This window comes from Arthrobacter sp. Dra40 (genome assembly GCF_059091905.1).
This window is the reverse complement of the sequence record NZ_JBNHHB010000073.1, coordinates 1-24,360: the sequence shown is the minus strand read 5'-3', so window position 1 is coordinate 24,360 and position 24,360 is coordinate 1. Positions and strand designations below refer to the sequence as shown.

General features: G+C 67.8%; 21 protein-coding genes. 5 read left to right on the top strand and 16 right to left on the bottom strand.

Annotated elements, in window-relative coordinates; genetic code table 11:
* Window positions 1–104: 104 nt before the first annotated feature.
* The 5 genes from proC to AC5RWT_RS22000 all read right to left on the bottom strand — a co-directional run bounded on the left by proC (window position 105) and on the right by AC5RWT_RS22000 (window position 7,780).
* Complete coding sequence (gene proC, locus AC5RWT_RS22020) at window positions 105–965, bottom strand: pyrroline-5-carboxylate reductase (protein WP_494082016.1); 861 nt, start codon at window positions 963–965, stop codon at window positions 105–107.
* 393 nt (window positions 966–1,358) lie between these two features.
* The gene (locus AC5RWT_RS22015; protein WP_494082015.1) at window positions 1,359–2,447 is read right to left on the bottom strand and encodes a Ppx/GppA phosphatase family protein; all 1,089 of its coding nucleotides are present in this window, start codon (window positions 2,445–2,447) and stop codon (window positions 1,359–1,361) included.
* 93 nt (window positions 2,448–2,540) lie between these two features.
* On the bottom strand, window positions 2,541–5,255 hold the full coding sequence (gene topA, locus AC5RWT_RS22010; protein ID WP_494082014.1) for a type I DNA topoisomerase: 2,715 nt from the start codon (window positions 5,253–5,255) through the stop codon (window positions 2,541–2,543).
* A 179-nt stretch (window positions 5,256–5,434) separates the two neighbouring features.
* Window positions 5,435–6,088, bottom strand: coding sequence for an ArsR/SmtB family transcription factor (locus tag AC5RWT_RS22005; RefSeq protein ID WP_494082013.1), 654 nt, complete (start codon window positions 6,086–6,088; stop codon window positions 5,435–5,437).
* An 81-nt stretch (window positions 6,089–6,169) separates the two neighbouring features.
* A complete protein-coding gene (locus tag AC5RWT_RS22000) occupies window positions 6,170–7,780 on the bottom strand; it encodes a DUF7059 domain-containing protein (RefSeq protein ID WP_494082012.1) in 1,611 nt (536 codons plus the stop codon).
* 104 nt (window positions 7,781–7,884) lie between these two features.
* Here AC5RWT_RS22000 and AC5RWT_RS21995 point away from each other — a divergent pair, with 104 nt between their 5' ends.
* Window positions 7,885–8,463: a GNAT family N-acetyltransferase gene (locus AC5RWT_RS21995; RefSeq protein WP_494082011.1), complete on the top strand. Its 579-nt coding sequence runs from the start codon at window positions 7,885–7,887 to the stop codon at window positions 8,461–8,463.
* 109 nt (window positions 8,464–8,572) lie between these two features.
* On the opposite strand, the gene trhO is transcribed toward AC5RWT_RS21995, so the two are convergent.
* Entirely contained in the window at window positions 8,573–9,475 is a 903-nt protein-coding gene (trhO, locus tag AC5RWT_RS21990; RefSeq protein ID WP_494082010.1) for an oxygen-dependent tRNA uridine(34) hydroxylase TrhO, read from the bottom strand.
* A 97-nt stretch (window positions 9,476–9,572) separates the two neighbouring features.
* Here trhO and AC5RWT_RS21985 point away from each other — a divergent pair, with 97 nt between their 5' ends.
* Entirely contained in the window at window positions 9,573–10,247 is a 675-nt protein-coding gene (locus AC5RWT_RS21985; protein ID WP_494082009.1) for a GNAT family N-acetyltransferase, read from the top strand.
* 108 nt (window positions 10,248–10,355) lie between these two features.
* Window positions 10,356–12,710, top strand: coding sequence for a DEAD/DEAH box helicase (locus AC5RWT_RS21980; protein WP_494082008.1), 2,355 nt, complete (start codon window positions 10,356–10,358; stop codon window positions 12,708–12,710).
* A gap of 176 nt (window positions 12,711–12,886) precedes the next feature.
* On the opposite strand, the gene AC5RWT_RS21975 is transcribed toward AC5RWT_RS21980, so the two are convergent.
* From AC5RWT_RS21975 to ssd, 7 genes are all read right to left on the bottom strand, one after another.
* A complete protein-coding gene (locus AC5RWT_RS21975; RefSeq protein ID WP_494082007.1) occupies window positions 12,887–13,327 on the bottom strand; it encodes an Rv3654c family TadE-like protein in 441 nt (146 codons plus the stop codon).
* The gene (locus AC5RWT_RS21970) at window positions 13,314–13,760 is read right to left on the bottom strand and encodes a TadE family type IV pilus minor pilin (protein ID WP_494082006.1); all 447 of its coding nucleotides are present in this window, start codon (window positions 13,758–13,760) and stop codon (window positions 13,314–13,316) included. The genes AC5RWT_RS21975 and AC5RWT_RS21970 overlap by 14 nt, the downstream gene beginning before the upstream one ends.
* 3 nt (window positions 13,761–13,763) lie before the next feature.
* A complete protein-coding gene (locus AC5RWT_RS21965) occupies window positions 13,764–14,093 on the bottom strand; it encodes a DUF4244 domain-containing protein (protein ID WP_494082005.1) in 330 nt (109 codons plus the stop codon).
* A gap of 126 nt (window positions 14,094–14,219) precedes the next feature.
* A complete protein-coding gene (locus AC5RWT_RS21960; protein ID WP_494082004.1) occupies window positions 14,220–14,774 on the bottom strand; it encodes a type II secretion system F family protein in 555 nt (184 codons plus the stop codon).
* Window positions 14,775–14,782: 8 nt separating this feature from the next.
* Window positions 14,783–15,589, bottom strand: coding sequence for a hypothetical protein (locus AC5RWT_RS21955; RefSeq protein WP_494082003.1), 807 nt, complete (start codon window positions 15,587–15,589; stop codon window positions 14,783–14,785).
* The gene (locus AC5RWT_RS21950) at window positions 15,586–16,752 is read right to left on the bottom strand and encodes a TadA family conjugal transfer-associated ATPase (RefSeq protein WP_494082002.1); all 1,167 of its coding nucleotides are present in this window, start codon (window positions 16,750–16,752) and stop codon (window positions 15,586–15,588) included. Before AC5RWT_RS21950 ends, AC5RWT_RS21955 begins: the two co-directional genes overlap by 4 nt.
* Complete coding sequence (gene ssd, locus AC5RWT_RS21945; protein WP_494082001.1) at window positions 16,749–17,858, bottom strand: septum site-determining protein Ssd; 1,110 nt, start codon at window positions 17,856–17,858, stop codon at window positions 16,749–16,751. The genes AC5RWT_RS21950 and ssd overlap by 4 nt, the downstream gene beginning before the upstream one ends.
* Window positions 17,859–17,968: 110 nt before the next feature.
* On the opposite strand from ssd, the gene AC5RWT_RS21940 reads away from it, so the two are divergent.
* On the top strand, window positions 17,969–19,675 hold the full coding sequence (locus AC5RWT_RS21940) for a bifunctional 3'-5' exonuclease/DNA polymerase (RefSeq protein WP_494082000.1): 1,707 nt from the start codon (window positions 17,969–17,971) through the stop codon (window positions 19,673–19,675).
* Between the two features lie 32 nt (window positions 19,676–19,707).
* Here AC5RWT_RS21940 and AC5RWT_RS21935 read toward each other — a convergent pair whose 3' ends face one another.
* Genes AC5RWT_RS21935 through AC5RWT_RS21925 form a run of 3 tightly spaced genes read right to left on the bottom strand, consistent with a single transcriptional unit; the run spans window position 19,708 to window position 22,808 of the window.
* Complete coding sequence (locus AC5RWT_RS21935) at window positions 19,708–20,412, bottom strand: NUDIX hydrolase (RefSeq protein ID WP_494081999.1); 705 nt, start codon at window positions 20,410–20,412, stop codon at window positions 19,708–19,710.
* 1 nt (window position 20,413) lies between these two features.
* Entirely contained in the window at window positions 20,414–21,235 is an 822-nt protein-coding gene (nth, locus tag AC5RWT_RS21930; RefSeq protein WP_494081998.1) for an endonuclease III, read from the bottom strand.
* The gene (locus AC5RWT_RS21925; protein WP_494081997.1) at window positions 21,222–22,808 is read right to left on the bottom strand and encodes a hypothetical protein; all 1,587 of its coding nucleotides are present in this window, start codon (window positions 22,806–22,808) and stop codon (window positions 21,222–21,224) included. Before AC5RWT_RS21925 ends, nth begins: the two co-directional genes overlap by 14 nt.
* A 287-nt stretch (window positions 22,809–23,095) precedes the next feature.
* Here AC5RWT_RS21925 and AC5RWT_RS21920 point away from each other — a divergent pair.
* The coding region (locus tag AC5RWT_RS21920; RefSeq protein WP_494081996.1) for an AMP-binding protein at window positions 23,096–24,360 on the top strand (1,265 nt) is incomplete at its 3' end.

Below are 24,360 nucleotides of genomic sequence, written 5' to 3'. Positions count from 1 at the left end.
GACCCTAGCGACGCCGGGGCCCGCGGCGGAAGCCGCGGAAGCAGTGCCTGCGGCCGCTCGGCGAGCGGAAGCGGCGACTGCCGCCGTTCGGCGACTGCCGCCGTTCAGCCCAGCTCGCGCGACAGCTCGGCCGCTCGTTCGGCAGCGGCAGCGGCACCGTGCGCGATGATGGGGCGCAGCCCGGCTTCATCGAAGGCTGCTATGGCCCGTTCGGTGGTCCCGTTGGGGCTGGTGACGTTGCGGCGCAGGACAGCGGGGTCGGCATCCGGCGCGGTGAGCATGATGCCCGCTCCGGCCACCGTTTCGCGGGCCAGCGTCAGTGACAGCTCCCGGTCCAGGCCCAGCTCCACCCCCGCCGCGGCCATCGCCTCGGCCAGATAGAAAACATAGGCGGGGCCGGACCCGCTGACAGCCGCCACCGCGTCCAACTGCTCTTCCCGAACGACGACGACGGTTCCGGCGCCGACGAATATCTCCCGGGCGGCGTCCAGTTGGGCGTCGGTCACATGGCTGCCGGCAGAGATTCCGACGGCCCCGCGACGCACCTTGAACGGCGTGTTGGGCATGCTGCGCACCAACGGCTGGCCTTCCGGCAGCGCGGCCTCCATGGCAGCAATGGTCACCGCTGCAGCCACGGAAACGACCACTGTGGCCGCCGCCAGCGCGGGCGCGATGGTCCGGCAGAGGTCCGCGATGCCCGCCGGTTTGACCCCCAGCACCGCGACCTCGGCGCCCTGGACGGCGGCGGCGTTCGCGCCTGCCTCGTCCTGCTCGGCCAACACCGTCAGGCCCGGATAGCGCCCGCGCAGTTCCTCGGCGCGCTCGCTGCGGCGAACTGTGGCGGTCACGTTTGCTGCGGGTGTTCCGGCGGCCAGCAGCCCGGCAAGGATGGCCTCGTTCATGGAGCCGCAGCCAAGGAAGGCAATACGGCGGGTGACGGGCGTTCCAGTGGCTTGAGCAGTCATGTCTGCCATTGAATCACGCGGCCACCTGCGTTGTGCCCGGCGTCCACGACCCTCGGACAACAACTCACAGGTGCCGTTCAGGTATTTAACGGGGTTATCCCAACCTCGCCGCCTACTGTCTTAAATACCTCATCAAGGTGCGAGTGATGACGGACTGGATCTGCTGGTCCGGTCCGGGCGCCGGCGAACAGCGGTTGACTCCCCCAACCGACCGCAACGTTCGCCGGCGTCGCCTTTTAAGCGGTATGTGCTTCGACACTTAAGCCGTTCGCCAACGTCATCGCCTTCTAAACCGTTTGCCGGCCGTCGCCCTGCACCGTGCGCTTTCCCGGCTGCCGTTCGCGGTTACGCCTGGCAATCCCCGACCTGCGCCCCCTTGTGGGCGCGGACCTGCTAGCTTCCCACCTTCTCGACGGTGGGAGCCGGCCCGACGGTGGGAGCCGGCCCGACGGTGGGAGCCGGCTCGCCAGTGGCACCCGGATCGACGGTGGGAGCCGGTTCCAGGGCCTTCTGCACCAGCATGGTGCCAACCGGGCTGACGGGCGCGTCGCTGTCGTACAGCAGATGGTCGAAGCGTTTGAGGATCAGCCCCTCGCGCAGCGCCCAGGGGCAGATCTGCAAGGTGTCGATCTTGAACATTTCCATGGCGGCTTCGGCGACCATGGCACCGGCCAGCAGCTGCGGCGCCCGCACTACGGAGACACCGGGCAGATTCACGCGGTCGCTGACCGGCATCGCTGCCAGCCTCCGGGCCCAGAGGGAAAGATCCGTGCGGTTGAGTTGGCGCCGCACGTAGGGTCCGGCAGCCGAGGGGGCTGCTCCAGCGATGCGCGCCAGGGAGCGGAAGGTCTTCGAGGTTCCCACCACCATGTCCGGGCGGTCCAGTTCAGCGAACTCCGCCACAGCCGGTGCCAGCGTCTCGCGGATGTAGGCGTGCAAATCCTTGATGCTCTTGACACTCGGCGGGTCCTCCGGCAGCCACTGCCGGGTCAGCCGGCCGGCTCCCAGCGGCACGGATACGGCGAGATCGGGCTGTTCGTCATGACCGATGGCCATTTCAAAGGAGCCGCCGCCGATGTCCAGGTCCAGGACGGTGCCCGACCCCCAGCCGTACCAGCGACGGACCGCCACCAGGGTCATTGCGGCCTCTTCCGGGCCGGTGAGCTCCTGCAGGGTGACGTTGGCTTCCGCCTGAACCCGGTCCAGCACGGCCCGCCCGTTGCCCGCTTCGCGAAGGGCCGAGGTGCAGAAAGCCAGCATGTCTTCGGCACGGTGCAGCCCGGCAAACCGCCAGGCCTCGCGGATGAAGCCGATCAGCTCCTGCTGGCCTTCTTCGGTGATGTTGCCGTCAGCATCCAGGTAGGCCACCAGCGACAGCGGCCGCTTGTGCGAGGCGAACGGCACCGGCCGGGCCCCGGGGTGGGCATCCACCAACAACAAATGCACCGTATTGGAACCGATATCGAGGACGCCCAGACGCATCTTCTCATTATGCAGTGTGGCCGTCCCGGCCCCGCAACCGGACACCGGCCCGGTCCCGGGGCCGGCGGGAATACGCCCGGGTGGCGTCCGGCGCTACTTCTTCGCGGCCGCCTTGCGCCGGACCGGTTTCTTCGCCGCCTTCGCGGGCCCCTTCGCTCGTTTCTCGGCCAGCAGCTCGACGGCCTGCTCGCGGGTCAGTTCCTCGATGGCGGTTGAGCGCGGCACCGTGATGTTTGTCACGCCGTCGGTGATGTACGGGCCGAAACGGCCCTCCTTGACCACGATGTTCTTCTCCGAGACCGGGTCCACGCCGAACTCGGCCAGCGGGGCGGCGGCTGTGCGTCCGCCGCGGGTCTTCGGCTGCGCGTAGATCTCCAGCGCCTGTTCCAACGTGATCGTGAAGATTTCCTCCTCGGAACCGATCGACCGCGAATCGGTGCCCTTCTTCAGGTAGGGGCCGAAACGCCCATTCTGGACGGTGATTTCGTTGCCGTCCGCATCGGTGCCAAGGACCCGTGGCAGGCTCAGCAGCTTCAGCGCGTCCTCCAGGGTGACCGTGTCCACGCTCATCGACTTGAACAGGGATCCGGTGCGCGGCCTGACCTTGGCGGGCTTCTTCGGCGGTTTGGGCTTGCCGTTCTTGTAGTACTCCACCGGCTGCGCAGCAAGTTCTTCGGCAGTGGGCTCGTGGATCACTTCGGTGACGTAGGCGCCGTAGCGGCCTTCCTTGGCCACAATGGTCCTGCCCGTTTCCGGGTCCGTTCCAAGCTCCCGCTCGCCGGGGCCCTGGGTTTCCATCAGCTCGACGGCCTTCTCCGGAGTCAGTTCGTCCGGGGCCAGGTCATCGGGGACGTTGGCCCGCTGCGGCTCTTCGCCCTCGCCCTCGCCGTTGCGTTCCAGATACGGGCCGAACTTGCCCACCCGCAAGGTGATGCCTTCGGCAATGTCGATGGAGTTGATCCGGCGCGGATCGATTTCGCCCAGATCGTTCACTACGGTGTTCAGGCCGGTTTCCTTGCGGTCCCCGTAATAGAAGCCGGAGAGCCACTCGGTCCGGCTCGCCTCGCCGCGCGCAATGCGGTCCAAGTCCTCTTCGAGTTCTGCCGTGAAGTCGTAGTCCACGTAGTCGCTGAAGTATTCCTCCAGCAGCCGCACCACCGAGAAGGCGATCCAGCTCGGGACCAGTGCAGAACCGCGGGGGCGCACATAGCCTCGGTCCATGATGGTGGAGATCGTGGCGGCGTAGGTGGACGGACGGCCGATGCCGCGGTCCTCCAGGGTCTTGATCAGCGACGCTTCGGTGTAGCGCGGCGGTGCGGACGTTTCGTGTCCGACGGCGTCTACCGACTGGGCATCCAGCGCGTCACCCTTGGCGAGGTTCGGCAGGCGGCCGCCGGTGGCCTCGTCGTCGTCCTCGCGGCCGGCGTCCTTGCCTTCCTCATAGGCAGCCAGGAAGCCGGGGAACGTGATCACAGTGCCAGACGCCGTGAACTCGGCGTCCCGCCCGTCACCGGCAATGGCGCCGAGGCGGACCGTCGATGTTGAGCCCTTGGCATCGGTCATTTGCGACGCCACGGTGCGCTTCCAGACCAGCTCGTACAGCCGGTATTCGTCGCCGGAAAGCTGGCTGCGGACCTGTCCGGGCGTGCGGAAGGAGTCCCCCGCAGGACGGATGGCTTCGTGGGCTTCCTGGGCGTTCTTGTCCTTGCCCTTGTAGACGCGGCGGGCGTCCGGGACGTACTCGGGCCCGTACAGTTCGGAGGCCTGGCGCCGCGCGGCATTCACGGCCTGGTCGCTCAGCGCCGGGGAATCGGTACGCATATAGGTGATGTAGCCGTTTTCGTACAGCTTCTGCGCCACCTGCATGGTCGAGCGCGCGGAGAACCGGAGCTTCCGGGCTGCTTCCTGCTGCAGCGTCGAGGTGGTGAACGGGGCGGCCGGACGACGGGTGTACGGCTTGTTTTCCACGGCGCGTACCGAGAACTCGGCACTGCGCAGCGCATCCGCCAAGGCGGTGGCGGCGGCCGCGTCCAAGTGGACGGAGCGCGACTTCAGCCGGCCTAAATCGTCGAAGTCTTTACCAACGGCGATCCGGCCGCCGTCGACCGAGACGAGCTTGGCCTTGAATGCTCCGCCCTTGGCGGCATCCGCGGGCTCTACTGTCGCCAGCAAGTCCCAGTAGGAGGCCGCCCGGAATGCCATGCGCTCGCGTTCGCGTTCGACGACCAGCCGGGTGGCCACGGACTGCACGCGTCCGGCTGACAAACCGGCCTTGACCTTGCGCCAGAGCACCGGGGACAGCTCGTAGCCGAACAGCCGGTCCACGATGCGGCGTGTCTCCTGCGCATCCACCAGGTCGGTGTCGACCTCGCGGACCTCGGTGAGCGCGCGCTGCAGTGCTTCGCGGGTGATTTCGCTGAACGTCATGCGGTGCACGGGCACCTTGGGCTGCAACACCTGGAGCAAGTGCCACGCGATGGCTTCGCCTTCGCGGTCACCGTCAGTGGCCAGATAGAGTTCGTCGGCGTCCTTGAGCATCGATTTGAGCTCGGAAACCTTTTTCCTCTTGTCCGGAGACACCACGTAGTAGGGCTCGAAGTCGTTGTCGATGTCCACCGCAAACTTGCCGACCGACGTCTTTTTCAGTTCGGCGGGCAGGTCGGAAGGCTGGGGCAGGTCTCGGATGTGACCCATGGAGGCTGTGACCTCGAAGCCCTCGCCGAGGTAACCGGCGATGGTTTTGCCCTTGGCCGGAGACTCGACGATCACGAGTTTCTTGCCGGATTTTTCGCGGGCCTTGGCTGGCACTGTGCTCCTACGTAAAGAAAGGGTGTGTTGTTGCGCTTGTAAGTATGTCCCCCAACCCGGCGGGGTGGAGGACCGTCAGCACTAGGTTAGCCGCAACAGTACCGCGAAACAGAAAATGCACAGTGGTGCAGTGCGATGCTTCGGGGCCGCAGGCAGTCGCCGGTGCTTTCGGCCGGACCCTAGTCGTTGTCGATGTCTCCGGGCAGGAAGGAGAAGACATAATACAGCTTCTCCGCCCCGTCGCCACGGTTCTCCGGGTTGGTGGTCGGGCTGTATTCCAGCAGGATCTCGCCGATCCGCCGGCCAAGGTCCTTCCGCTGCTCCTCGGTCAGGTAGAACCGCCCGGTGCTCAGCGCAGCCAGATGCCCCTCCTGCCGCCAGGTGTCCGGGTTGGGCACCTGCTTGTCCCGCTTAACATACTTGGACAGGCGTTCGCGCAGGTCGTTCAGTTCCACGTCCACCACGCCCATGGTGGCAGCACGGCTGTCCGCCACGCTCGTTACGTCCAGCCGGCCGGCAGCGGCCTGCCAGTGCCGTTCCCGACCATCGCCCTGATTGGCGCACCGCTTGACGAAGCCCCACTTCTCCAAGGCCCGGAGGTGGTAACTCATCGCACTGGGCGTCAGCCCGTGCCGCTGGGCCAATTCGGTAGCCGTAGCCGGCTGCTGCGTATCAAAGAGTTCCTCAATCACTTTCAACCGCACGTTATGGGCCAAAGCCCGGATGGCGCGGGCATCGGAGATATTGACCCTGTCCCCTGCCGCCGGCTCCCCGTGCACGTCCGCCGCAGCCGTGGCGGGGCGGCCGGTCGTCGTGGATGAACCCTTAGTCATGATCAGTAAGTGTAATCCCGGTCACCGCTGCCGGCGCCTTCGCGAGGGCGGCCCAATGCTGCAATCCGGCAACGATTCGCCTCACCCGCCAGTAGGCACCAGGAAGCCGTCCGCCACCAGGTTCCGCACCTCTGCGGTCAACTGTTGGGCGAACCCGGGTTCTTGCCGGCCCAGCAAGGCCGCCAGAGCGCCAATGAGCTGGTCCACCTCCAGTTCGCCGTCGCTGGCCGACACAAAGCCGGCCAGTTCCGTACTCATCAGATTGGTTCGCCGGAGCCCGGCGCCTTGGCGCAGCAAAATGACGCCGGGGTGTTCCGCTCCGGGCCGCTGGTGCCGCTCCTCCGTCACGTCCTCGGCGACCTGCAGACGCTGGCGGCCGAAGTCCGCAGTGTGCGCCGCCAGCCAGTCGCAGCGCTCGACCGCTGCGGCAAGATGGGGGCCGACGGGCTGCTCGATCGGATAGGTGATTTCCTCAAACCGCCACTGCGGGCCTGCCCCGTCCGCGGCGGCCTTGGTGACCGGCGCGGAGCGGCGCAGCCACACCAAGCCGAACCCGAGGGCTGCCACGTTCCGGGACTCGAAATCCTCCAGATAGGCAGCGAAGGCGGATTCGTACCATCCGGGGTCGCGGTTCACCGAGGCGTCACGCAGCCACGTCTGCGCGTACTCCGCGGGGCTGAGCTGTTCGCGTTGGATCACCCACGCGTCGGTCTCCGGCGCCAGCCACTGCTCGAGCCGGGCATGCCAGCTGAGGGCATCGGCAGGAATTTCCCAGTTTCCCAGCATCTGGGCAACCCCGCCGTCGGCCAGCACCGAGGGAAGGGTGCGGAAGAGTGTAGCCACGATGTCGTCGCCGGCCAGGCCGCCGTCGCGGTAGGTGAATTGTTCGTCCGTCCGTTCCGCCGGCCGCCGCGGCGTGATCACGAACGGCGGGTTGGACACCACCAGGTCAAAGCGCTCCCCCGCAACCGGTTCCAACAGGTTGCCCAGCCGGAGCTTGACCCGCGCCTCCAGGTGGTCCGGGTCCAGCCCGAGGGCGCCGGCGTTGAGCACCGCGTTGAAGCGCGTAAACGCCAGCGCCCGTTCCGAGATATCGGTGGCCGTCACGTGGCGGGCATGTGCCAGCAGGTGGAAGAGCTGGATCCCGCAGCCGGTGCCCAGGTCCAGGGCGCGTTCCACCTCGGGCCGGACGGTGACCTGGGCCAGCGTCAGCGAGGCCTGGCCGATGCCCAGGACGTGGTCGTGCCGGAGGACGCCGGGCCTCTGGTGCGCTCCGAGGTCGCTGGCCACCCATAATCCGGTCTCGCCGAAGGCATACGGGCGGAGGTCGACAGCGGCACGCAGCGCATCGCCGTCGTGCTCCACCAACCCCAGCGCGGCCAGTCCGTCCAACCCGGTGCGCGGGAACGCCGGTGCCAGTTGCCTGGCCGCCACGGCGCGTCCCAACAGCCACAACCGCACGACGGCGGCCAGCCGGCTCTGCGCCGGACCCTTTAGCAGGCGGGCGGTGGCCAGCACCGCCGGGACCAACTGGTCCCGCCCCAAGGCCTCCGACGCCTGATCCCCCAGCAGCGCCGCCACCCCGTCCACGCTGTAGTCCAAAGCTGCCAGATCGGCGGCCAGATCCTCCAGCAACCGAGGGTCACTGCTGGTCGGGGCGCCGGGTACGGCGGAGAAATCTGCACAGTCCACGGAGCAAGTCTAGTGAGCGGCGTCGGCTGCAGGCGTGTCGAAGCACTTCTCCCGTCGGGACCGCGGCGGCGTTCGGCCGCATCGCCCGGTGGTTAAATGGCTGCATGCTCGTCACCACCACGCACCTTGAACAAACCCATCCGGCTCAGCTGGTGCCGGGTTCACGCCCGCTTCCAGACGACGCCAGCGTGGTGCTCGTGCCGCAGATCAGCCCGGAATTCAGCAAGTTCCTCTACCGCAGTGTGGGCAGCAGCTGGAACTGGAGCGACCGGCTGGTACTCACCCGCGGCGAATGGGAGCAGGTCATCCGCACTCCCGGGTCGGAAACCTGGGTCCTGTACACCGGAGGCGCTCCGGCCGGGTATGTGGAACTGCTGGGACGACCCGGCGGGGCGGGCACCGACGTCGAAATCATGTACTTTGGGCTGTTCCCCGAAGCCATAGGCCGCGGCCTGGGCGGCGCCCTGCTGGCTGAAGGCATCCGGCAGGCCTGGCGGCTGGACGGCCGCTGGGATGGTTTCCCGCCGGTCCGCCGAGTCTGGGTGCATACCTGTTCACTTGACGGTCCGGCGGCAGTGGCCAACTACCGGGCGCGCGGCATGACCGTGTTCAAGACCGAAGTTGAGGACACGGAGCCCCAGGATGCGGCCGCGGGCCTGTGGCCGGAGACCGCCGACGCCTGAACCGGCGCGGCGCCGTAGGTGCACCCGCAGGCCGGGCGGCCGCCTCTGGCAGCATCTCTTTGGTCAGGCGGCCGTCTCCGGGCAGCCGTCTCGGGCAGCCGTTCTCTGGTCAGGCGGCCGTCTCCGGGCAGCCGTCCGGGCAGCGCAGGGTCTGCGGATCCGCTGCGCAGGCGGAGCAGTACAGGGTCAGCTGGCGGCATTCGGGGTTGGAACAGTTTTCGAATTTGTTGGTGGGCGCTTGGCAGCGGACGCATTCGCCGATGGTTTTGGCATCCGGGGTGAACTCCAGGTGCATGCGCTGATCGAAGACATAGAGCGAGCCTTCCCACAGCCCGGCGTCGCCGAAGGTTTCGCCATAGCGGACAATCCCGCCGTCGAGCTGGTAGACCTCTTGGAAGCCCCGGTTGACCATCAGCGATGAGAGCACTTCGCAGCGGATGCCGCCGGTGCAGTAGGTCACCACCGGTTTGTCCTTGAGGTCGTCGTACTTGCCCGATTCCAGTTCGGTGATGAAATCGTGGGTCGTGGCCACGTCCGGCACGATGGCGTCTTTGAACTTGCCGATCTGCGCTTCGAACGCGTTGCGGCCGTCGAAGAAGACCACGTCTTCGCCGGCCACCTTCTTCGCGTCAATGAGTTCGTGCAGTTCTTCCGGGCGCAGGTGCTTTCCGCCGCCGACCACCCCGCCCTGGTCCACTTTGAGCTCGCCCGGTGCGCCGAAGGAAACGATTTCGTTGCGGACCTTGACGCTCAGCCGCGGGAAGTCTTCCGCCCCGCCCTCGGACCACTTCACGTCAAGGCTGCGGAACGCCGGGTATTCCCGCGTTGTTTTCACGTACTGCTTCACAGCGTTCAGGTCGCCGCCGACGGTGCCGTTAATGCCGTCCTTTGAGATCAGAATGCGTCCGCGCAAGCCGAGTTTCTCGCACAGCGCGCGTTGCCACAGCCGGACGGCGTCCGGGTCCGGGAGCGGGGTGAAAGCGTAATAGAGCACAATCCGGTTCAAAGCCACGCATCAAGGTTACGCGGTGGCGTGAATTGAGGGATTGTGACAGGGTTGTCACCCATTTCAGGTGCCGCCCGCGGCCGGTGTTCGGTACAGTCCTGCTATGGGCCACGAATACACCACAGACGTTCCCGAAAACGTCCTTGCCGCCTGGGTTTCCGGCTGGTCGGCCTGCCGGGGGTACTCTTCCGAAGAGGTCGACGGGCACCCGGCCGTGTTGCTGGCCGACAAGACCGGAGACTGGGAATATTTCGCGTTCGAACCGGGCGACGAGGAATTCGCCGCTGTGGCACGCGACACGACCAAATCGCCGGGACGGATTTTCACCGTGCTGACGCGCGACGCGCAGCGCATCCATCAGCTGGCCCCCCGGCACGGACTGCGCGTGCACCACAATGCGCAGTCGCTGATGGTCACGGACATGTCCGCACAAGACGCCGAGGACCCGTGGTACCGCGACGCAGATTTCAAGACCGAAGTGGAAAAGGCCGGCAACGTCCACCGGGTCCGTGTGGTGCATGAAGGAAACGAGGCCGCACACGGGGTGGTCGCCGTCGTCGACGGCTTTGCGGTCTTCGACCACATCGAAACGGACATCAACTACCGCCGCCGCGGGCTGGCCACCCATGTGATGCGCGCGCTGATTGCCTCCGCTCTTGAGCACATGGTTGACACCGGCCTGCTGATCGCCTCGCACGACGGGCAGATGCTTTACAACCACTTGGGCTGGGATACCGTCTGCGATGTGATGATCCTCAAGCCGATGTCCGAGGACTGACCGCTTTTCCGTCTGTCACCGGCCCCTCCGGCGAAGGGCCCGGCAGCTGCAACCAACCCTCCCACCGGTTCAAAACGCTGTGGCTTGCGGTGGTGACACAATGTTCGGGTGGCCGTGCACGATTCCTTGATTCCGCTGCTTGGCTCCGGTCCGGAGCCCGAGCAGCTGGTGCATGTCCGCGAGCTGCCGGCGCGGGATGCTGTCCCAGAGCCGTGGCCGGGTTGGGTCCATGACGATGTCCGCGCCGCCTACGCGCTGCTGGGCGTGCACGAGCCGTGGCGCCACCAGGTGCAGGCCGCCGAAAGTGCCCACCAGGGACACCATACGATCATCGCCACTGGAACCGCGTCCGGGAAGTCGCTGGCTTACCAGGTACCGGCCCTTGATGCCATTCACCGGACGGCACTGGCAGACACGGTGAGCCTCGAGCCCAGCGGCGCGGTCGCCTTGTATCTGGCTCCTACCAAGGCGTTGGCGGCGGACCAGTTGGCTGCCATCAAGGCCTTGAAGCTGCCTACGGTGCGGGCTGAAACCTACGACGGCGACACCGACCCGGGTGCCCGACGCTGGATCCGGGACCATGCCAACTTTGTGCTGGCCAACCCGGACATGCTGCACTTCGGGATCCTTCCCAACCATGCCTGGTGGGCACGGTTCTTTCGCCGGCTTCGCTACGTAATCATTGACGAGGCACACAGCTACCGCGGTGTATTCGGCTCGAACGTGGCCAACTTAATGCGGCGACTGCGCCGCATCTGCGCCAGCCATGGTGCCGACCCCGTCTTCATCGGAGCTTCCGCCACGTCCGCAGACCCCGGAGCCTCGTTCGGACGGCTCATCGGCGCCGATGCGGAGGCGGTCACAGAGGACTGCTCGCCGCACGGGTCCACGACCGTTGCCTTCTGGGAACCCCAGCTCACCGAGCTCAAAGGCGAGAACGGTGCCAAAGAGCGGCGCACCGTGGTGGCCGAGACATCCGACTTGATGGCGAACCTGGTGTCCGCGCAGGTGCGCACCATCGCCTTCATCAAATCCCGCCGGGGCGCCGAGACGATCTCCTCCATCACCAAGCGGCTGCTGGACGACGTCCATCCCTCGCTGCCGGGACGGGTTGCGGCCTACCGCTCCGGCTACCTGCCGGAAGAACGCCGAGAGCTGGAAGCCAAACTCCGGTCAGGACAGCTGCTGGGGGTCTCGAGTACCTCGGCGCTGGAACTCGGCATCGACATTTCCGGGCTGGACGCCGTCCTTGTGGCGGGCTGGCCGGGAACCCGGGCATCGTTGTTCCAACAGATCGGCAGAGCGGGCCGGTCCGGCCAGGACGCGCTGGCTGCATTCGTGGCCAGCGACGATCCCTTGGACACCTATCTGGTGCACCACCCCGAGGCAGTCTTTGACGTTTCGGTCGAGGCCACCGTCTTCGATCCGTCGAATCCCTATGTTTTGGGTCCCCATTTGTGTGCCGCCGCCCAGGAGCTTCCGTTGACCCACGCTGATATCGAGCTGTTCGGTCCCGCCGCTCCGGGCCTGCTCGACCGGCTGACCGCCGAGGGCTATCTCAGGCGCCGCGCCGCCGGCTGGTATTGGACCCATCCGGAAAGCGCCGCGGCCATGGTGAATCTGCGCGCCGACGGGAGCGGCCCGATCAGCATCGTGGAGACGGACTCGGGGACGCTGCTCGGGACCATGGACTCGCCGCAGTCCCACTACCAGGCCCACAGTGGTGCCGTCTACGTGCACCAAGGCACCACGTATGTAGTGGACGAGCTCAACGAGCAGGACCACTGCGCGATGGTGACCCGGGCCAATCCGGACTACTACACGCAGGCCCGGGACATCACGCAGATCGAAGTGCTCGGGGCGCAGCGGACCGAGCAATGGGGCGAGGTCCAAGCGTGTTTCGGCGACGTCAAGGTCACCACCAAAGTCATCTCATTCCAGCGCAAGGCGTTCATCTCCAACGAAATCCTGGGCGAAGAACCTTTGGACCTGGGTGCGCGCGAACTGTTCACCAAAGCGGTCTGGTTCACCATCGGCGAGCAGCAGCTGGCGTCCGCCGGGCTGGTCGCGGCCCGTGTCCCCGGGGCCCTGCATGCCGCCGAACATGCCGGCATCGGTCTGCTGCCGCTGGTGGCGTCCAGCGACAGGTGGGACATCGGCGGGGTCTCGACGGCACTGCATGCCGACACGGGAAAGCCCACCATCTTCGTCTACGATGGGCATCCCGGCGGTGCCGGCTTCGCCGAACGGGGCTTCGAAGCTGCCCGGACCTGGCTGGCGGCCACCCGGGACGCCATCCGGTCCTGCGAGTGCGAAACGGGCTGCCCGTCCTGTGTGCAGTCCCCGAAGTGCGGCAACAAGAACAATCCCCTGGACAAGGCCGGCGCGGTCACGCTGATCGAGGCGCTGCTGTCCCACGCCGGCCCCGCCCCGGCCGAACGGCGCGAGACGGCCGCCGCGTAACCGGGGCGATCGTGCAGCCGCCGGCGCCCCAGCCCGCCACGCCGGCCACACTGGCAAACTGCCTGCACCTCCGCCGCGGGCCACGTCGGCCGCCACACCGGCGCAACTGCCTTCTACCTCCGCCGGCTACGCCGGCCACACCGGCGCACCCTCGCCCCTGCAGACGTGCGAAAGCTCTAGCGGTCGGGCGGCGGCCCCGCCCTGGCCCGGCCGCCGGCATGCGACCACTGTCCGTTGATCCAGCCAAAGACCTCGGGCAACGCCGTCCGTGTCCGGACGTCGACCACCACGCCGCCCGAACCGGACCGCCGGCACGCGGACAGTTCGGCGCCCTGCCTGCTGGCCACCTCCGCGGCCACGGTGCAAGGTTCACCAGCCAGCAGCCCCCGGGCAGCGTCGGCGCCGGCCAAGGCAGCCAGATCGGCCGCCTTGGCGGCCCGCACCGACGCTGTTCCCGCCTGCATCACCGTGGCAACCACTGCGAGCATCAGGCCCAGCAGCAGCACCAGCCCCACTGCCAGCACCGTTCCGGCCCCTCGCTGGCCGGCGTCTGTTCCGGGTTCTCCGACACGCTGTACTGCGGCTTCGGGCTGCGGTCGCGGGTCACCGGACACCATTGCCGGTCCCGTCCGGAACCACCGGCCCAAGGCCCGGCTCGGCTGGTCCAGTGGCCTCGGCCTCCAATCTCCAGCCTCCAAATCCAGCCCACGGGCCGGACACGCGCGCCGTGACGTGGACAGTTACCCAACCGCCGCTGCTGACCGACGCCAGGGTGGCTTTGCCGCCCGCGATAGTACGGACGGTTCGGGCGGCTGCTGCCTCGGACTCACCGCGGCCGAGCTGACGAACCGCCGCCTGTGCGGCCTTCTCCAGGTTCAGCTGCACCGCTCCGGCTGCTGCCCCGGCCAACAGGAACACCAGGATGACAACGACGGCGGGCAGAGCGACAGCAAACTCTGCCGTGACGCTGCCCTGCTCGCACCGCTCGCCCTGCCACGCCTTCGGCGCGGTGTGCCACCTTCGGTGTCCGATATGTCTGCAGCGCGGCATCGGTCAGACCGCCGTCAGCGCCAGTTCTACCAAGCCCGTGAGCATGCCCCGGACTTCGCCGCTGCGCAGGATCAGGACCAACAGGCCGGCAAAGGCCACCGCAGCCAACGTGGCGATGGCGTATTCGGCGGTAGCCATCCCGGTTTCGGATCCGGCCAGCTGGCGCCAAGTCCTCCTGAGCCGACGCGTCTGCCCGGCGCCCGGGAAGGGAATCACTTCCGCCGGGCTACGGGGGCCGTCAGGCTGCGCCTCAGGCGCTTCAGCTGGCACCGAAGCCAACTGCAGCCGGTCAGGTGCTGTCCGGTCCCGGAAATTGATACGTGACAATGACATGCTTGCCTCCTCCTTGTGACCGCCGGATTGCGGTTATTCGAGCTTCCCGGACACCACCCGGCGCCGGCAGGCTTGACTTGGTGCCGGTGCACATCCGGTGGCACCGACTGAACTGTGGAGGAATACTTACAACCTGGGCAGAAGGGCGACGAGCACCGGCACGACGCCCAGGGCAATGAAGGCGGGAAGGGCGCAGAGCCCCAACGGCAACACGAGCTTGGTGCCGAGCGCAGCCGCCCGCTGCTGGTCTTCCTGGCGGCGGCGCCGCCGCAGCTGGTCGGCCTGGGCAAAAAGCACTGCTGCCGATGGCGCCCCGGTTGCGGCCCCGAATCGCAAAGAGCCGCGCAGCAGGTCAAGCTCGGAACCACCTTCTCCCAGCGCCCAGGCCTCCTGCCAGTCCACGCCCAGCAGCAGAGCCGAGGCGACCTGTTCCAGTGGCGCCTTCAACGGGCCCTGGGTGGACGCTGCCAGGCTTGCCACGGCATGGGGCAGGGGAAGCCCGGCAGCCAGCATGGCGCCCAACAGGTCCAGGTGTAAGGCAGGATCGTCGGCCGTTCCGTCCCCTCCGTGATTTCCCCGGGGACCGCCCCGCCTTCCTGCCTGCCGGGACTCGCCGTGGCCTGCTCCGACCAGCCCAGGCCACAGCAGCCAGGCAGCAGCGAAGAGCAGTGCGCCTGCCAACGCCGGGATCATAGACCCTCCGGTCCGGCAGCACGGCGGACAAGCTGCCGAGACCAGACTCGTGCGGTGACCATCAGCCCCGCTCCGCCGATCAGGAGCGGCCAGCCCGCCGGCGACAGCAGGAGCGTGCCGGCGGGGTCGGCGCCCATGGCTGCTCCGAGAGCCAGTCCCAGCAACGGGAGCCAGCCGAGCAGGGCTGCGGTGGCCTTCGGCCCGGCCAGTGCGGTCCGGCGGGCTGCTCTGCCGTCAAGCCGATGCTGCAGGTGCCGCGCATAATTTTCCAGCAGCAGTGCCAGCGGAGCGCCGGTTCTTTCGGAGACCTCCCAGCATGAGGCCAGATCCTGCCACATGCGGTGCACCTCGGCGGCTTCGCGGTCCACGCCCCGGCCGCTTTCGGGGTGCTGCCGCCGCAGCGCCGGTCCGGTCCCCAACCCCAGCTCCGCGGCCCGCGCTGCAGCCCTCAGTCCCGGCAGCAGTAGTCCAGCCTCTCCCCCGGCAGCACCGGACGCTGCGGCACTCAACCGGCTCTGCCGCCCTTTGCCCGTCGGCCGCCCACCAGGCTGGCCCGGTGCACAGTAGACCGCGAGCATGTCCGGCCACAGCCGGGCCGGTGCGCGCCCCGAACGCAACAGTGCGGCCAGCTGCCGCACGAAGAGGGGCAACTGGTCCAGTTGGTCAGCGGCGATGCGCCGTCGCCTTCGGATGCTGACTGTCCTTCGCCGCGAGCCCTGTCCTGCCTCGGTCCGGCTGATGTGCGGATGAAACAGCAGCAGGCAGGCGGCCGCCGACAGCAGGAAAACAACGGGTCCGGTCATGGGAACAACCGGGGGCGCAGCTCGTCCCATTCCGGGGAGTACCGGACCCGGGTGCCGTCAGCGGCCAGCGCCGGGATCGTAGCCAGCTGTCCTGACGCAGTGCCGCGCAGCAGGCAGACTTCGTGAACGAAGCGTCCATTGCCGGTGCGCCGCAGGGAAATCACCAGGTCCAGTGCACTCGCGGCCTGGAGCACCACGGATTCGGCGCTCATCCCCGCGAGCGAACCCATGGCCGCCAGCCGGGCGGGAACTGCCGCAGCCGAATTCGCATGGATGGTCCCGCCCGCTCCTGCGTGGCCGGTGTTCATCGCCGCAAGGAATTCCCGAACCTCCGCGCCCCGGCACTCTCCGACCACCAGCCGGTCCGGCCGCATCCGGAGGGCTTGCCGGACCAGCTCGGCCATGCCGACCGATCCGCTGCCCTCAACGTTGCTGGTCCGGCTCTGCAGGCCCACCACATGCGGATGGCCCGGATTCAGTTCAGCGGCATCCTCTACCAAAACCAGCCGTTCCTGCGGGGCCGCGGCGCCCAGCATCGCCGAAAGCAGCGTCGTCTTACCGGTTCCCGTCGCGCCGCAGATCAGGAAATTCAGGCGCTGCGCGACGATTGCTTCGAGGTACGGTTGCCACTGCGGTGCCGCGCTGAGCAGTTCGGCGAGCGTGAAGCGGCGCGGACGGTGCAGCCGGATCGACAGCAAGGTCCCGCCGGTCGAAATCGGCGGCAGCACGGCATGGACCCGGCAGCCCGCAAGACGGACATCCGCACAGGGGTTTCCATCGTCGAGCCGGCGCCCGCCGGCTGCGACCAGGCGAACGGCCAGCGCCCGGACTTCCGCGTCGTCGGTAAAAGCGACGTCGGTCCGGCGCAAACCGTCCTCGCCGTCGGTCCAGATGTCGTGCGGACCGTTCACCAGAATGTCCGTCGCTCCGGCGTCCGCGAGCGGCTGTAACGGTCCGAGTCCGCGCAACGCTGCCGAGAGGGAGTCCACCGCCCGCAGCGTGCCGGCTGTACCCAGCAAACGTCCGCTCGACTGGACCGCAGCCGCCAGCCGGGCTCCCGTCACCGGTGACGGGTCGGACAAGACGGCGCGGCGGAACGGTTCCAGGCTGATATCGCGGTGCGCTGCCGGCGCAGCCCGGCGTCCGCGTGCGGACTGGTTCATGGCCGAAGGCCTCGATTCTGTCCGGGTGCCAGCCGTGCCAGCAGGCCGTTGCATAACGTGCGGATCCGCCTGTTCGATGTCAGCTCCAGCAGGCGGCCGTCGCGTTGGGCTGCCGGCACCGCCCGCAGCTGCGGCAGGTATCCCGCCAGCGGAGCGCCGAGCCCTTCCGCAATGAGTTGTTCATCCGAGCCGGCCGGCACCGGTCCGCGGACCACTGCGTGCACCGCGGCGCCGGTGCGGGCCGCCAGGTCGGCGGCGGCTGCCCCGGCACGCCGGGAGCGGCTGTCAGTCCGTGCCAGCAGGACGATGTCGTCCACCGGAGGGCTGGTTCCAGGAGGCCTCCGCAGCCGGCCGGCGTCGACCACCACCAGCCCAAAAGCGCCCGCGGCCGCGGACATGACCTCCGAGACCACGTGTTCCTGCGGAAGGTCGTGCAGCGTCCGCTCGCCTGCCCCTGGCCAGGAGAGCAGGGAGAAGTCTGCCATCGCCGGCAGTGAGGCGGCCAGCTGGACCGGGTTCACCGTCCCTTGGACTTCCGCCAGATCCGGCCAGACCAGTCCTGGGACGTCGGCGGCACCCAAGGCAGCCGAGAGCCCGCCGCCCAGCGGGTCGCCATCGACCAACAGCGTGGCCGTTCCGGAACGTGCCGCCGTCGCGGCCAGCCACGCGGACAGGGCTGACGCTCCCACCCCGCCACTGGCGCCGTGTACGGCCACGACCTCTCCAGCCGATTCACGGCGCCAGGTACTGCTCAAGTATTCAGCCAGCCACGCTGCGCCGTCGGGCAGCACGGCCACTCTGCCGGCCCCTGTTGCGGCAGCGAGGTCCCAGAGTGCCGGAGCCTCGTCCACGAAACCAACCACGACGACGTCCGCTCCGCTCCGCGGCGATCGAGTATGCCCGCCGGTGCCCAGCAGCAAGGGTGTGGGTCCGCTGGTTCCGCTGACAGCTCCCTGCGGGCCCTCGGCACGAAGAGCGAGCCCGGCCGCTGCTGCAATCCTCGCCACTTCATCACGCAATCGGGCGGTGGCTCCGACGAGGACGACATCCGGCGTCTCCGCCGGCTTCCAGCGGGAACCGCCTTCGATCGAGTGGTGTCTTGGCATGCACCGATCGTCCCGGCACTCCGGGTCGTGCCGGCCCCGGAATCCTTCTGATGTGCGCCGCCGCGCGCTGCCTGGACTGTGTGGAGGACAGGTCAGGGGAGAATTGAGGGGTGTACATCGTCCTGGCCTCCGCAGCGCGGAATATTTCCGTGCCGGCCGGCGCGGAGCCCGACGCTTTCCTGCAGCGCACCGACGCGCACGGCGCCCCCGCCGGCCCGCCCGTCGTCGTGCCCCACGGCGCCCTGGCCGAGACGGTCCGGGACCTGGATGGCAAAGGACGGCGCTGGGTCTTTGAGTCCACCCGCGCCGGGTATCTGCCGCTGCTGGCGGCCGGCACCCGCGTTGACCGCAGCTACGACCTGGCCTTGGTCCGCAACATCTTGGCGCTGTCGGTCCACGTTGCCGACACGGGGTATATCCGTGCGCTCCGGGCTGCACCGGCGGTGCACCAGGATGACGACCTTCCCCGCCAGCTGCCGCCGGTGCAGCAATCTCCGGACCAGTTCACGCTCTTTGACGCGCCCCGGGCCGGTGGCACCGCGCTGGAGGACCTGGTGGCCGAGCTGCAGGACCAATTGGCCGCTGTTGCGGCTTCCGCGCAACGCGGCCGGCTGCAGCTGCTGCTGGCCGCCGAATCAGCCGGCGCGCTGATTGCCGCGGAGATGGAGCACTCTGGTGTGCCCTGGCGGGAGGACGTTCACCTGGCCATCCTCTCCACCCATTTGGGAGCACGCCCGCGGGAAGGCCGGCGGCCGGAAAAGCTGGAGGACCTCGCCGCCAGGCTCGGACAGGAGCTGGGCAACCCGACCTTTAACCCTGACTCCCCGCAGCAGCTCACGCGTGCCCTGCACCGGGCCGGCATCGAGGTCAAAACCACCAGCTCGTGGGAACTGAAAGAGCATTCCCATCCGGCGATCGAGCCGCTCCTGCAGTACCGCAAGCTGTCCCGACTGTTCACGGCCAATGGCTGGGCCTGGCTGGACGCCTGGGTCAAGGATGGACGCTTCCGGCCGGAGTACGTGGCAGGTGGCGTGGTGACCGGCCGCTGGGCGTCCCGCGGCGGCGGAGCCCTGCAGATTCCCGGCCAAATCCGCGACGCTGTCCGTCCGGATCCGGGCCACAAGCTCATCGTCGCCGACGCGGCCCAGCTGGAGCCCCGCGTGTTGGCAGCGCTCGCGCAGGACTCAGCCTTGGCGGCGGCAGGCAGAGGCAAGGATCTTTACCAGGGGATTGCCGACGCCGGTTTCGGCGGCGACCGGTCGAAGGCGAAGATCGCCATGCTGGGAGCGATGTACGGTGCGACCACCGGTGAAGCCGGCCGACTGATGCCCCAGCTCACCCGCACTTATCCGCAGGCCATCGCCGTGGTCGAGCGCGCAGCACGGGCCGGCGAAGCAGGGCAGATCGTCAGCAGCTACCTGGGCCGCTGCTGCCCTCCGCCGTCGGAACGCTGGCTTGCCTCCCAACGGACCGCCACAGCCGAAGAGCAGCGCAGGGCCGACAGCCTGGCACGCAGCCGGGGGCGTTTCACGCGCAACTTCGTCGTGCAGTCCACCGCAGCCGAATGGGCACTGTGCTGGCTGGCGGAAGTACGGCGTCGGCTCCGCGCCAGTGCTGCGGCCGGCACCTCGGTGGGCGAGATGGTGTTCTTCCTGCACGACGAGGTCATGCTGCACGTCCGCGAAGACCAGACGGCTGTCGCCTGCCGGCTGATCGAAGAAGCTGCAGCCGCAGCCACCCGCCTGGTTTTCGGCCCGATCCCCGTGGACTTCCCGGTCAGTGTGTCAGTGGTCGACTCCTACGCGGACGCCAAATAGAAAACGACGGCGGCCACCGGCGCCGGTGATCGTCAGCCGACCGCAGGACGCGGAGCGATCGGGGCCGGGATTTCACGGGACATGTCCCAGTCCAAAGTCCAGCCCAGATCATCAAAAAGATGGCTCAGCAAAATGGCGGTGAAGCCCCAGACCACCACTCCGTGGACCAGGAACGCCGGGCTGCGGAAGACCTGCCCGCCGCGTCGAAGCACCGACATGCGCCGGTTGGCCGGATCCAGCAGGTCCGCGACCGGCACCCGAAAAACCTGGGCGGACTCGCCAAAGTCGACGACGGCGACCGGCGAGGGAGCCGCCCACCATGCCAGGACCGGGGTCACCAGGAAATTGCTGACAGACAGCGGGATCTCCGGCAGGACACCCAACACTTCGACCCCGGCGGCATCCAGGCCGGTCTCCTCGACTGCCTCGCGGACTGCGGCGCCGACGGGTCCCTCGTCGTCTGCATCAATGCCGCCGCCCGGAAACGCTACCTGCCCCGGGTGGGAGGACAGGCCTGCGGCGCGCTCCACGAACAGGAGGTCGAGGTCGTCCGGAACGGCCGAATCGTGGAAGTGGGCCGGTGCGTCGTCCAACGCGCCGAAGAGCAGGAGCACCGCCGCCGGACGGGCCGCTTCCGCATCCAAGGCGACGTTGTACCACCGCTCGCGGTCGCGGACGGAAAGCCGCTGCTCCATCGGCAGCTCCACCAGGCGCTGCAAATCCGTTTTGGCGCTCACATCAAGCTCCCAGCGGGAAACCCGCCGCCTGAAGCTCCCGTCTGGTCTCACCGGCCATCATCCTGGCCAGAAGTTCTTCGCGGCCGGGAGCGAGTTCGTACTTCAGCAGTTTCCGTGCTTTCTCCGGGTCCACTTCCCCCTCGCCATAGGACGGGCACCACTGGGCCACGGGGCAGGCACCGCAGGCGGGCTTACGGGCGTGGCACACGCGGCGGCCATGAAAGACCACGCGGTGGGAGAGCATGGTCCAGTCCTTGGGCTCGAACAGCTCGGCGACGTCGAATTCCACTTTGACGGCATCGGTAGATTCGGTCCAGCCGAAGCGGCGGGACAAGCGGAGGAAATGGGTATCCACCGTGATCCCCGGGATGCCAAAGGCATTGCCGAGCACCACATTGGCGGTCTTGCGTCCGACTCCGGCCAGCTTGACCAGATCATCGAGCTTGGCCGGAACCTCGCCGTTAAACTCATCGACGATCTGGCTGGACATTTTGAGCAGGCTCTGCGACTTGGCCCGAAAGAAACCGGTGGGCTTGATCAGCTCCTGCAGCTCGGTTTCATCCGCTTCGGCGAGGGCGCGGGCATCCGGGTAGCGGGCGAAGAGCTGCGGGGTTGTCATGTTGACCCGGACGTCGGTGGTCTGCGCGGAGAGGATGGTTGCGACGAGCAGTTCGAAGGGATTGGTGAAATCCAGTTCCGCGACCGCATACGGGTAGTGTTCGGCGAGCTCTTTGTTGATCCGCCGGGCACGCCGCTTGCGGGCCAGCAGGGATTCTTCGGTCTTGCGCCGGCGGGTGGCCCGCGCAGTGTCAGGCACGCTCAATGTTCGTCAGGTCCCTTAGGACGCCCACCCTGCCGTCCGTGTGCTGAACCAAAAACTCGTCCCCGCGGTCCTGCAGCGCCAGGATCCACGACCCTGGTTCCACCGTGAACAGGACCTGCCCGGTGTCCTCGTCCATGACCGGCCGGGTGCGCCCGACGGCGAACCAAAAGGCGTCGTATTCCTCTTCCGCTTCCTCGTAGTGGTCCCTCGTGGCGCTGATGGACGTGGCTCCCGAGGCGGCGGCGCCGGACGTGCCGTTGTTCGCAACGGACGGCATGGCGGTCGTGGCCGTTTCCTGGGCGGCAGCGGGAGCGCGGCCGGCAGCGGGAGTGCGGCCGGTGCCGGCTCCAGCCGGCGCGGCAGCAGCCCCGCCGGCCGTCCCGCCACCGGGGACTGCCGTCTCCGTGTGCCGATCGGCTGCGCCGTTGGACCCAGGGGCATCTGCGCGGTCCTGGGCTTCAGCGGCTCCCGCCCCGGCAGTCTCCGGGGCGTGCCGGTCCTCATCCGAGGCAGCGGAACCTCCCACCACCGTTTTTGAGGAGTAGCCGACATCCCGGGCCACACCGCCAGCAGCGGACACGGCAGCCCGTGTCGTTGCCGAACCGCTCGCATCATCCGTAACCGGGATGCCGACGGCCTCTCCGTCCGCGGCGCCGGGCGACAAGGCATCATCGGCCGCGAGGTCTTCGGCGTGCTGTACGTTGACCGGGCTGGCTGCAGTGTCCCGTCCCGCGGCGACCGCCGATGTACCGTTGCCCGCTGCGGGCGACTGAGTTGCCTGCGCGGCGGCGGTAGCGCCCGCCAGTCCTGCTGCCCCGCTGCGGGAGGGTGCGGCAAACTGGCCGGTTGACGGTTGTTGCACTCCGATCTGGTGCGAGCCGGCAGGTGCAGAAGCTCTGGAACCGGAGCCGGCAAGGGCGCCGGACCCTACCGGCTGCACCTCTTCCGGCTGGCTGGCTCCGGTCCAGGCGGCACCGGCATGGGCGGCCGGCTGCCCTGCCTTCGGCTGGTCCCCGGCCGGAGCGGCGCCGCGCTGCGGAGTGCCGGGCTTGGGCTGCTTGGGCTGCTTCGGCCTGGGTGCGGCCGGAACAGCGTCCCGCGCCACCGGGTGGGCAGGAATTTCGGGGCGGCCGGCGAAATCCGAGGCGAGCTGCGGGATCCAGCGTGCGCAGACGGTCCCGGCGAAGAGCACCAGCCCGCCAATGAAACCAATGACTCCGCTGACGCTGAAGATGGTGACGATCGTCAGGAAGTAGAAAGCCAAGGCCAGCGAAGCCACCACTGAGGCGAATTGATCGACCGACAACGATCCCACCCGCAGCGGCGTCTGCGGCGCCAACCGGCGCACCACAAACAGCACCAGCACCACCGCAGGAAGCAGGATGCCCAACCCCAGCTGGAACAGGCCGCCCGAGTTCCATAGGTTCACGCCGATGCCTTGGAGAACTTGCAGGGGCATCACCGACGACAGGAACAGCAGGATCACGCCGGCACCCACCACCATGTCCCGCATGGTGAAGGGGCCGGCAACTGCAGTTCCTGCCGTGCCGTGGCTCTGGGAGTTCTGTGACATCTTCGATCCTCCGGTCGTTACGGTTGCAGCGCGGACCGGGCCCGCTGTGCAACGTTCTGGCGCTTGTCTCAGCGTAGTCAACGAACCCACCCTTCACTAGCCGGATCACCGCCGTCGACCTCACGTGGCTGTGCCGTTCACCGCAGAATCAACCCCCTTTACATCGCCAAGTGTGACGGTCGACACTGCGACAGGAGTACAAAGGATTAGGCTGGCAACCAGCAGGTGCGCCGGGCGGGATGCCGCCGGGTGCAAGCAAATGACCCAGCAAGATGAAGGGCCTTTAGATGTCTGAAGCAAACGGAACGCAGTCTTCAACCGCCACGGGCGACGCTCTGGAGAACCTGCTCCACGAGAACCGCAAGTTTGCGCCAAGCGCTGAATTCGCGGCTGCGGCGGTGGCGAAACCCGGCATTTACGAGCAAGCCGAGGCCGACCGGCCGGCCTTTTGGGCCCGGCAGGCCCGCGAAGTGCTGTCATGGGACAAGGACTTCACGCAGGCTCTGGACTGGTCGGACGCCCCGTTTGCCAAGTGGTTCGTGGGCGGTGAGCTGAATGCCGCTTACAACGCGCTGGACCGGCACGTGGAAAACGGGCTCGGCGACCGGGTGGCGATCCATTTCGAAGGCGAACCCGGCGACACCCGCACGTACACCTACGCGCAGTTGAACGAGGCCGTGAAGCAGGCGGCAAACGCGTTCGAATCCCTCGGCGTGGCCAAGGGAGACCGGGTCGCGGTCTACCTGCCGATGATCCCGGAGGCCGTGATCACTATGCTGGCCTGCGCCAGGATCGGCGCCGTGCACTCGGTGGTGTTCGGCGGTTTCTCCGCCGACGCGCTGCGTTCACGCGTCGACGACGCCGAAGCGAAACTGGTTGTCACCGCCGACGGCACCTGGCGCCGCGGCAAACCGTCGCCGCTGAAGCCGGCTGTGGACGAGGCGCTCTCCGCCCCCGGACACACGGTCTCGAACGTCGTGGTGGTCAAGCGCAACGGTGAACCGGTGGACTGGCACGAAGGCCGCGACCTGTGGTGGGCGGACACGGTGGAGACCGCGTCGGCCGAGCACTCTCCTGTGCCGCATGACTCCGAGCACCCGCTGTTCATCCTCTACACCTCCGGCACCACCGGAAAGCCCAAGGGCATTCTGCACACCACCGGCGGCTACCTGACGCAGTGCGCCTACACGCACAAGGTGGTGTTCGACCTGAAGCCGGAGACCGACGTGTTCTGGTGCACCGCCGACGTCGGCTGGGTCACCGGCCACTCCTACGTCACCTACGCGCCGCTGATCAACGGTGCCACCCAGGTGATGTACGAGGGCACCCCTGATTCCCCGCACCAGGGCCGCTGGTGGGAGATCGTGGAAAAGTACAAGGTCTCCATCCTCTACACCGCCCCGACGGCGATCCGCACCATGATGAAGTGGGGCGACGACATCCCCGCCAAGTACGACCTGTCCTCCATCCGGGTGCTCGGCTCCGTGGGCGAGCCCATCAATCCCGAAGCCTGGATGTGGTATCGGCGGGTGATCGGCGGCGACCAGGCACC

Excerpts from the sequence above, each read along its gene's own strand:
- proC (WP_494082016.1), bottom strand. The coding sequence starts at position 965 with ATGACTGCTCAAGCCACTGGAACGCCCGTCACCCGCCGTATTGCCTTC.
- AC5RWT_RS22015 (WP_494082015.1), bottom strand. The coding sequence starts at position 2,447 with ATGCGTCTGGGCGTCCTCGATATCGGTTCCAATACGGTGCATTTGTTG.
- AC5RWT_RS22005 (WP_494082013.1), bottom strand. The coding sequence starts at position 6,088 with ATGACTAAGGGTTCATCCACGACGACCGGCCGCCCCGCCACGGCTGCG.
- AC5RWT_RS21995 (WP_494082011.1), top strand. The coding sequence starts at position 7,885 with ATGCTCGTCACCACCACGCACCTTGAACAAACCCATCCGGCTCAGCTG.
- AC5RWT_RS21985 (WP_494082009.1), top strand. The coding sequence starts at position 9,573 with ATGGGCCACGAATACACCACAGACGTTCCCGAAAACGTCCTTGCCGCC.
- AC5RWT_RS21975 (WP_494082007.1), bottom strand. The coding sequence starts at position 13,327 with ATGGTGTCCGGTGACCCGCGACCGCAGCCCGAAGCCGCAGTACAGCGT.
- AC5RWT_RS21970 (WP_494082006.1), bottom strand. The coding sequence starts at position 13,760 with ATGCCGCGCTGCAGACATATCGGACACCGAAGGTGGCACACCGCGCCG.
- AC5RWT_RS21965 (WP_494082005.1), bottom strand. The coding sequence starts at position 14,093 with ATGTCATTGTCACGTATCAATTTCCGGGACCGGACAGCACCTGACCGG.
- AC5RWT_RS21955 (WP_494082003.1), bottom strand. The coding sequence starts at position 15,589 with ATGACCGGACCCGTTGTTTTCCTGCTGTCGGCGGCCGCCTGCCTGCTG.
- AC5RWT_RS21950 (WP_494082002.1), bottom strand. The coding sequence starts at position 16,752 with ATGAACCAGTCCGCACGCGGACGCCGGGCTGCGCCGGCAGCGCACCGC.
- ssd (WP_494082001.1), bottom strand. The coding sequence starts at position 17,858 with ATGCCAAGACACCACTCGATCGAAGGCGGTTCCCGCTGGAAGCCGGCG.
- AC5RWT_RS21925 (WP_494081997.1), bottom strand. The coding sequence starts at position 22,808 with ATGTCACAGAACTCCCAGAGCCACGGCACGGCAGGAACTGCAGTTGCC.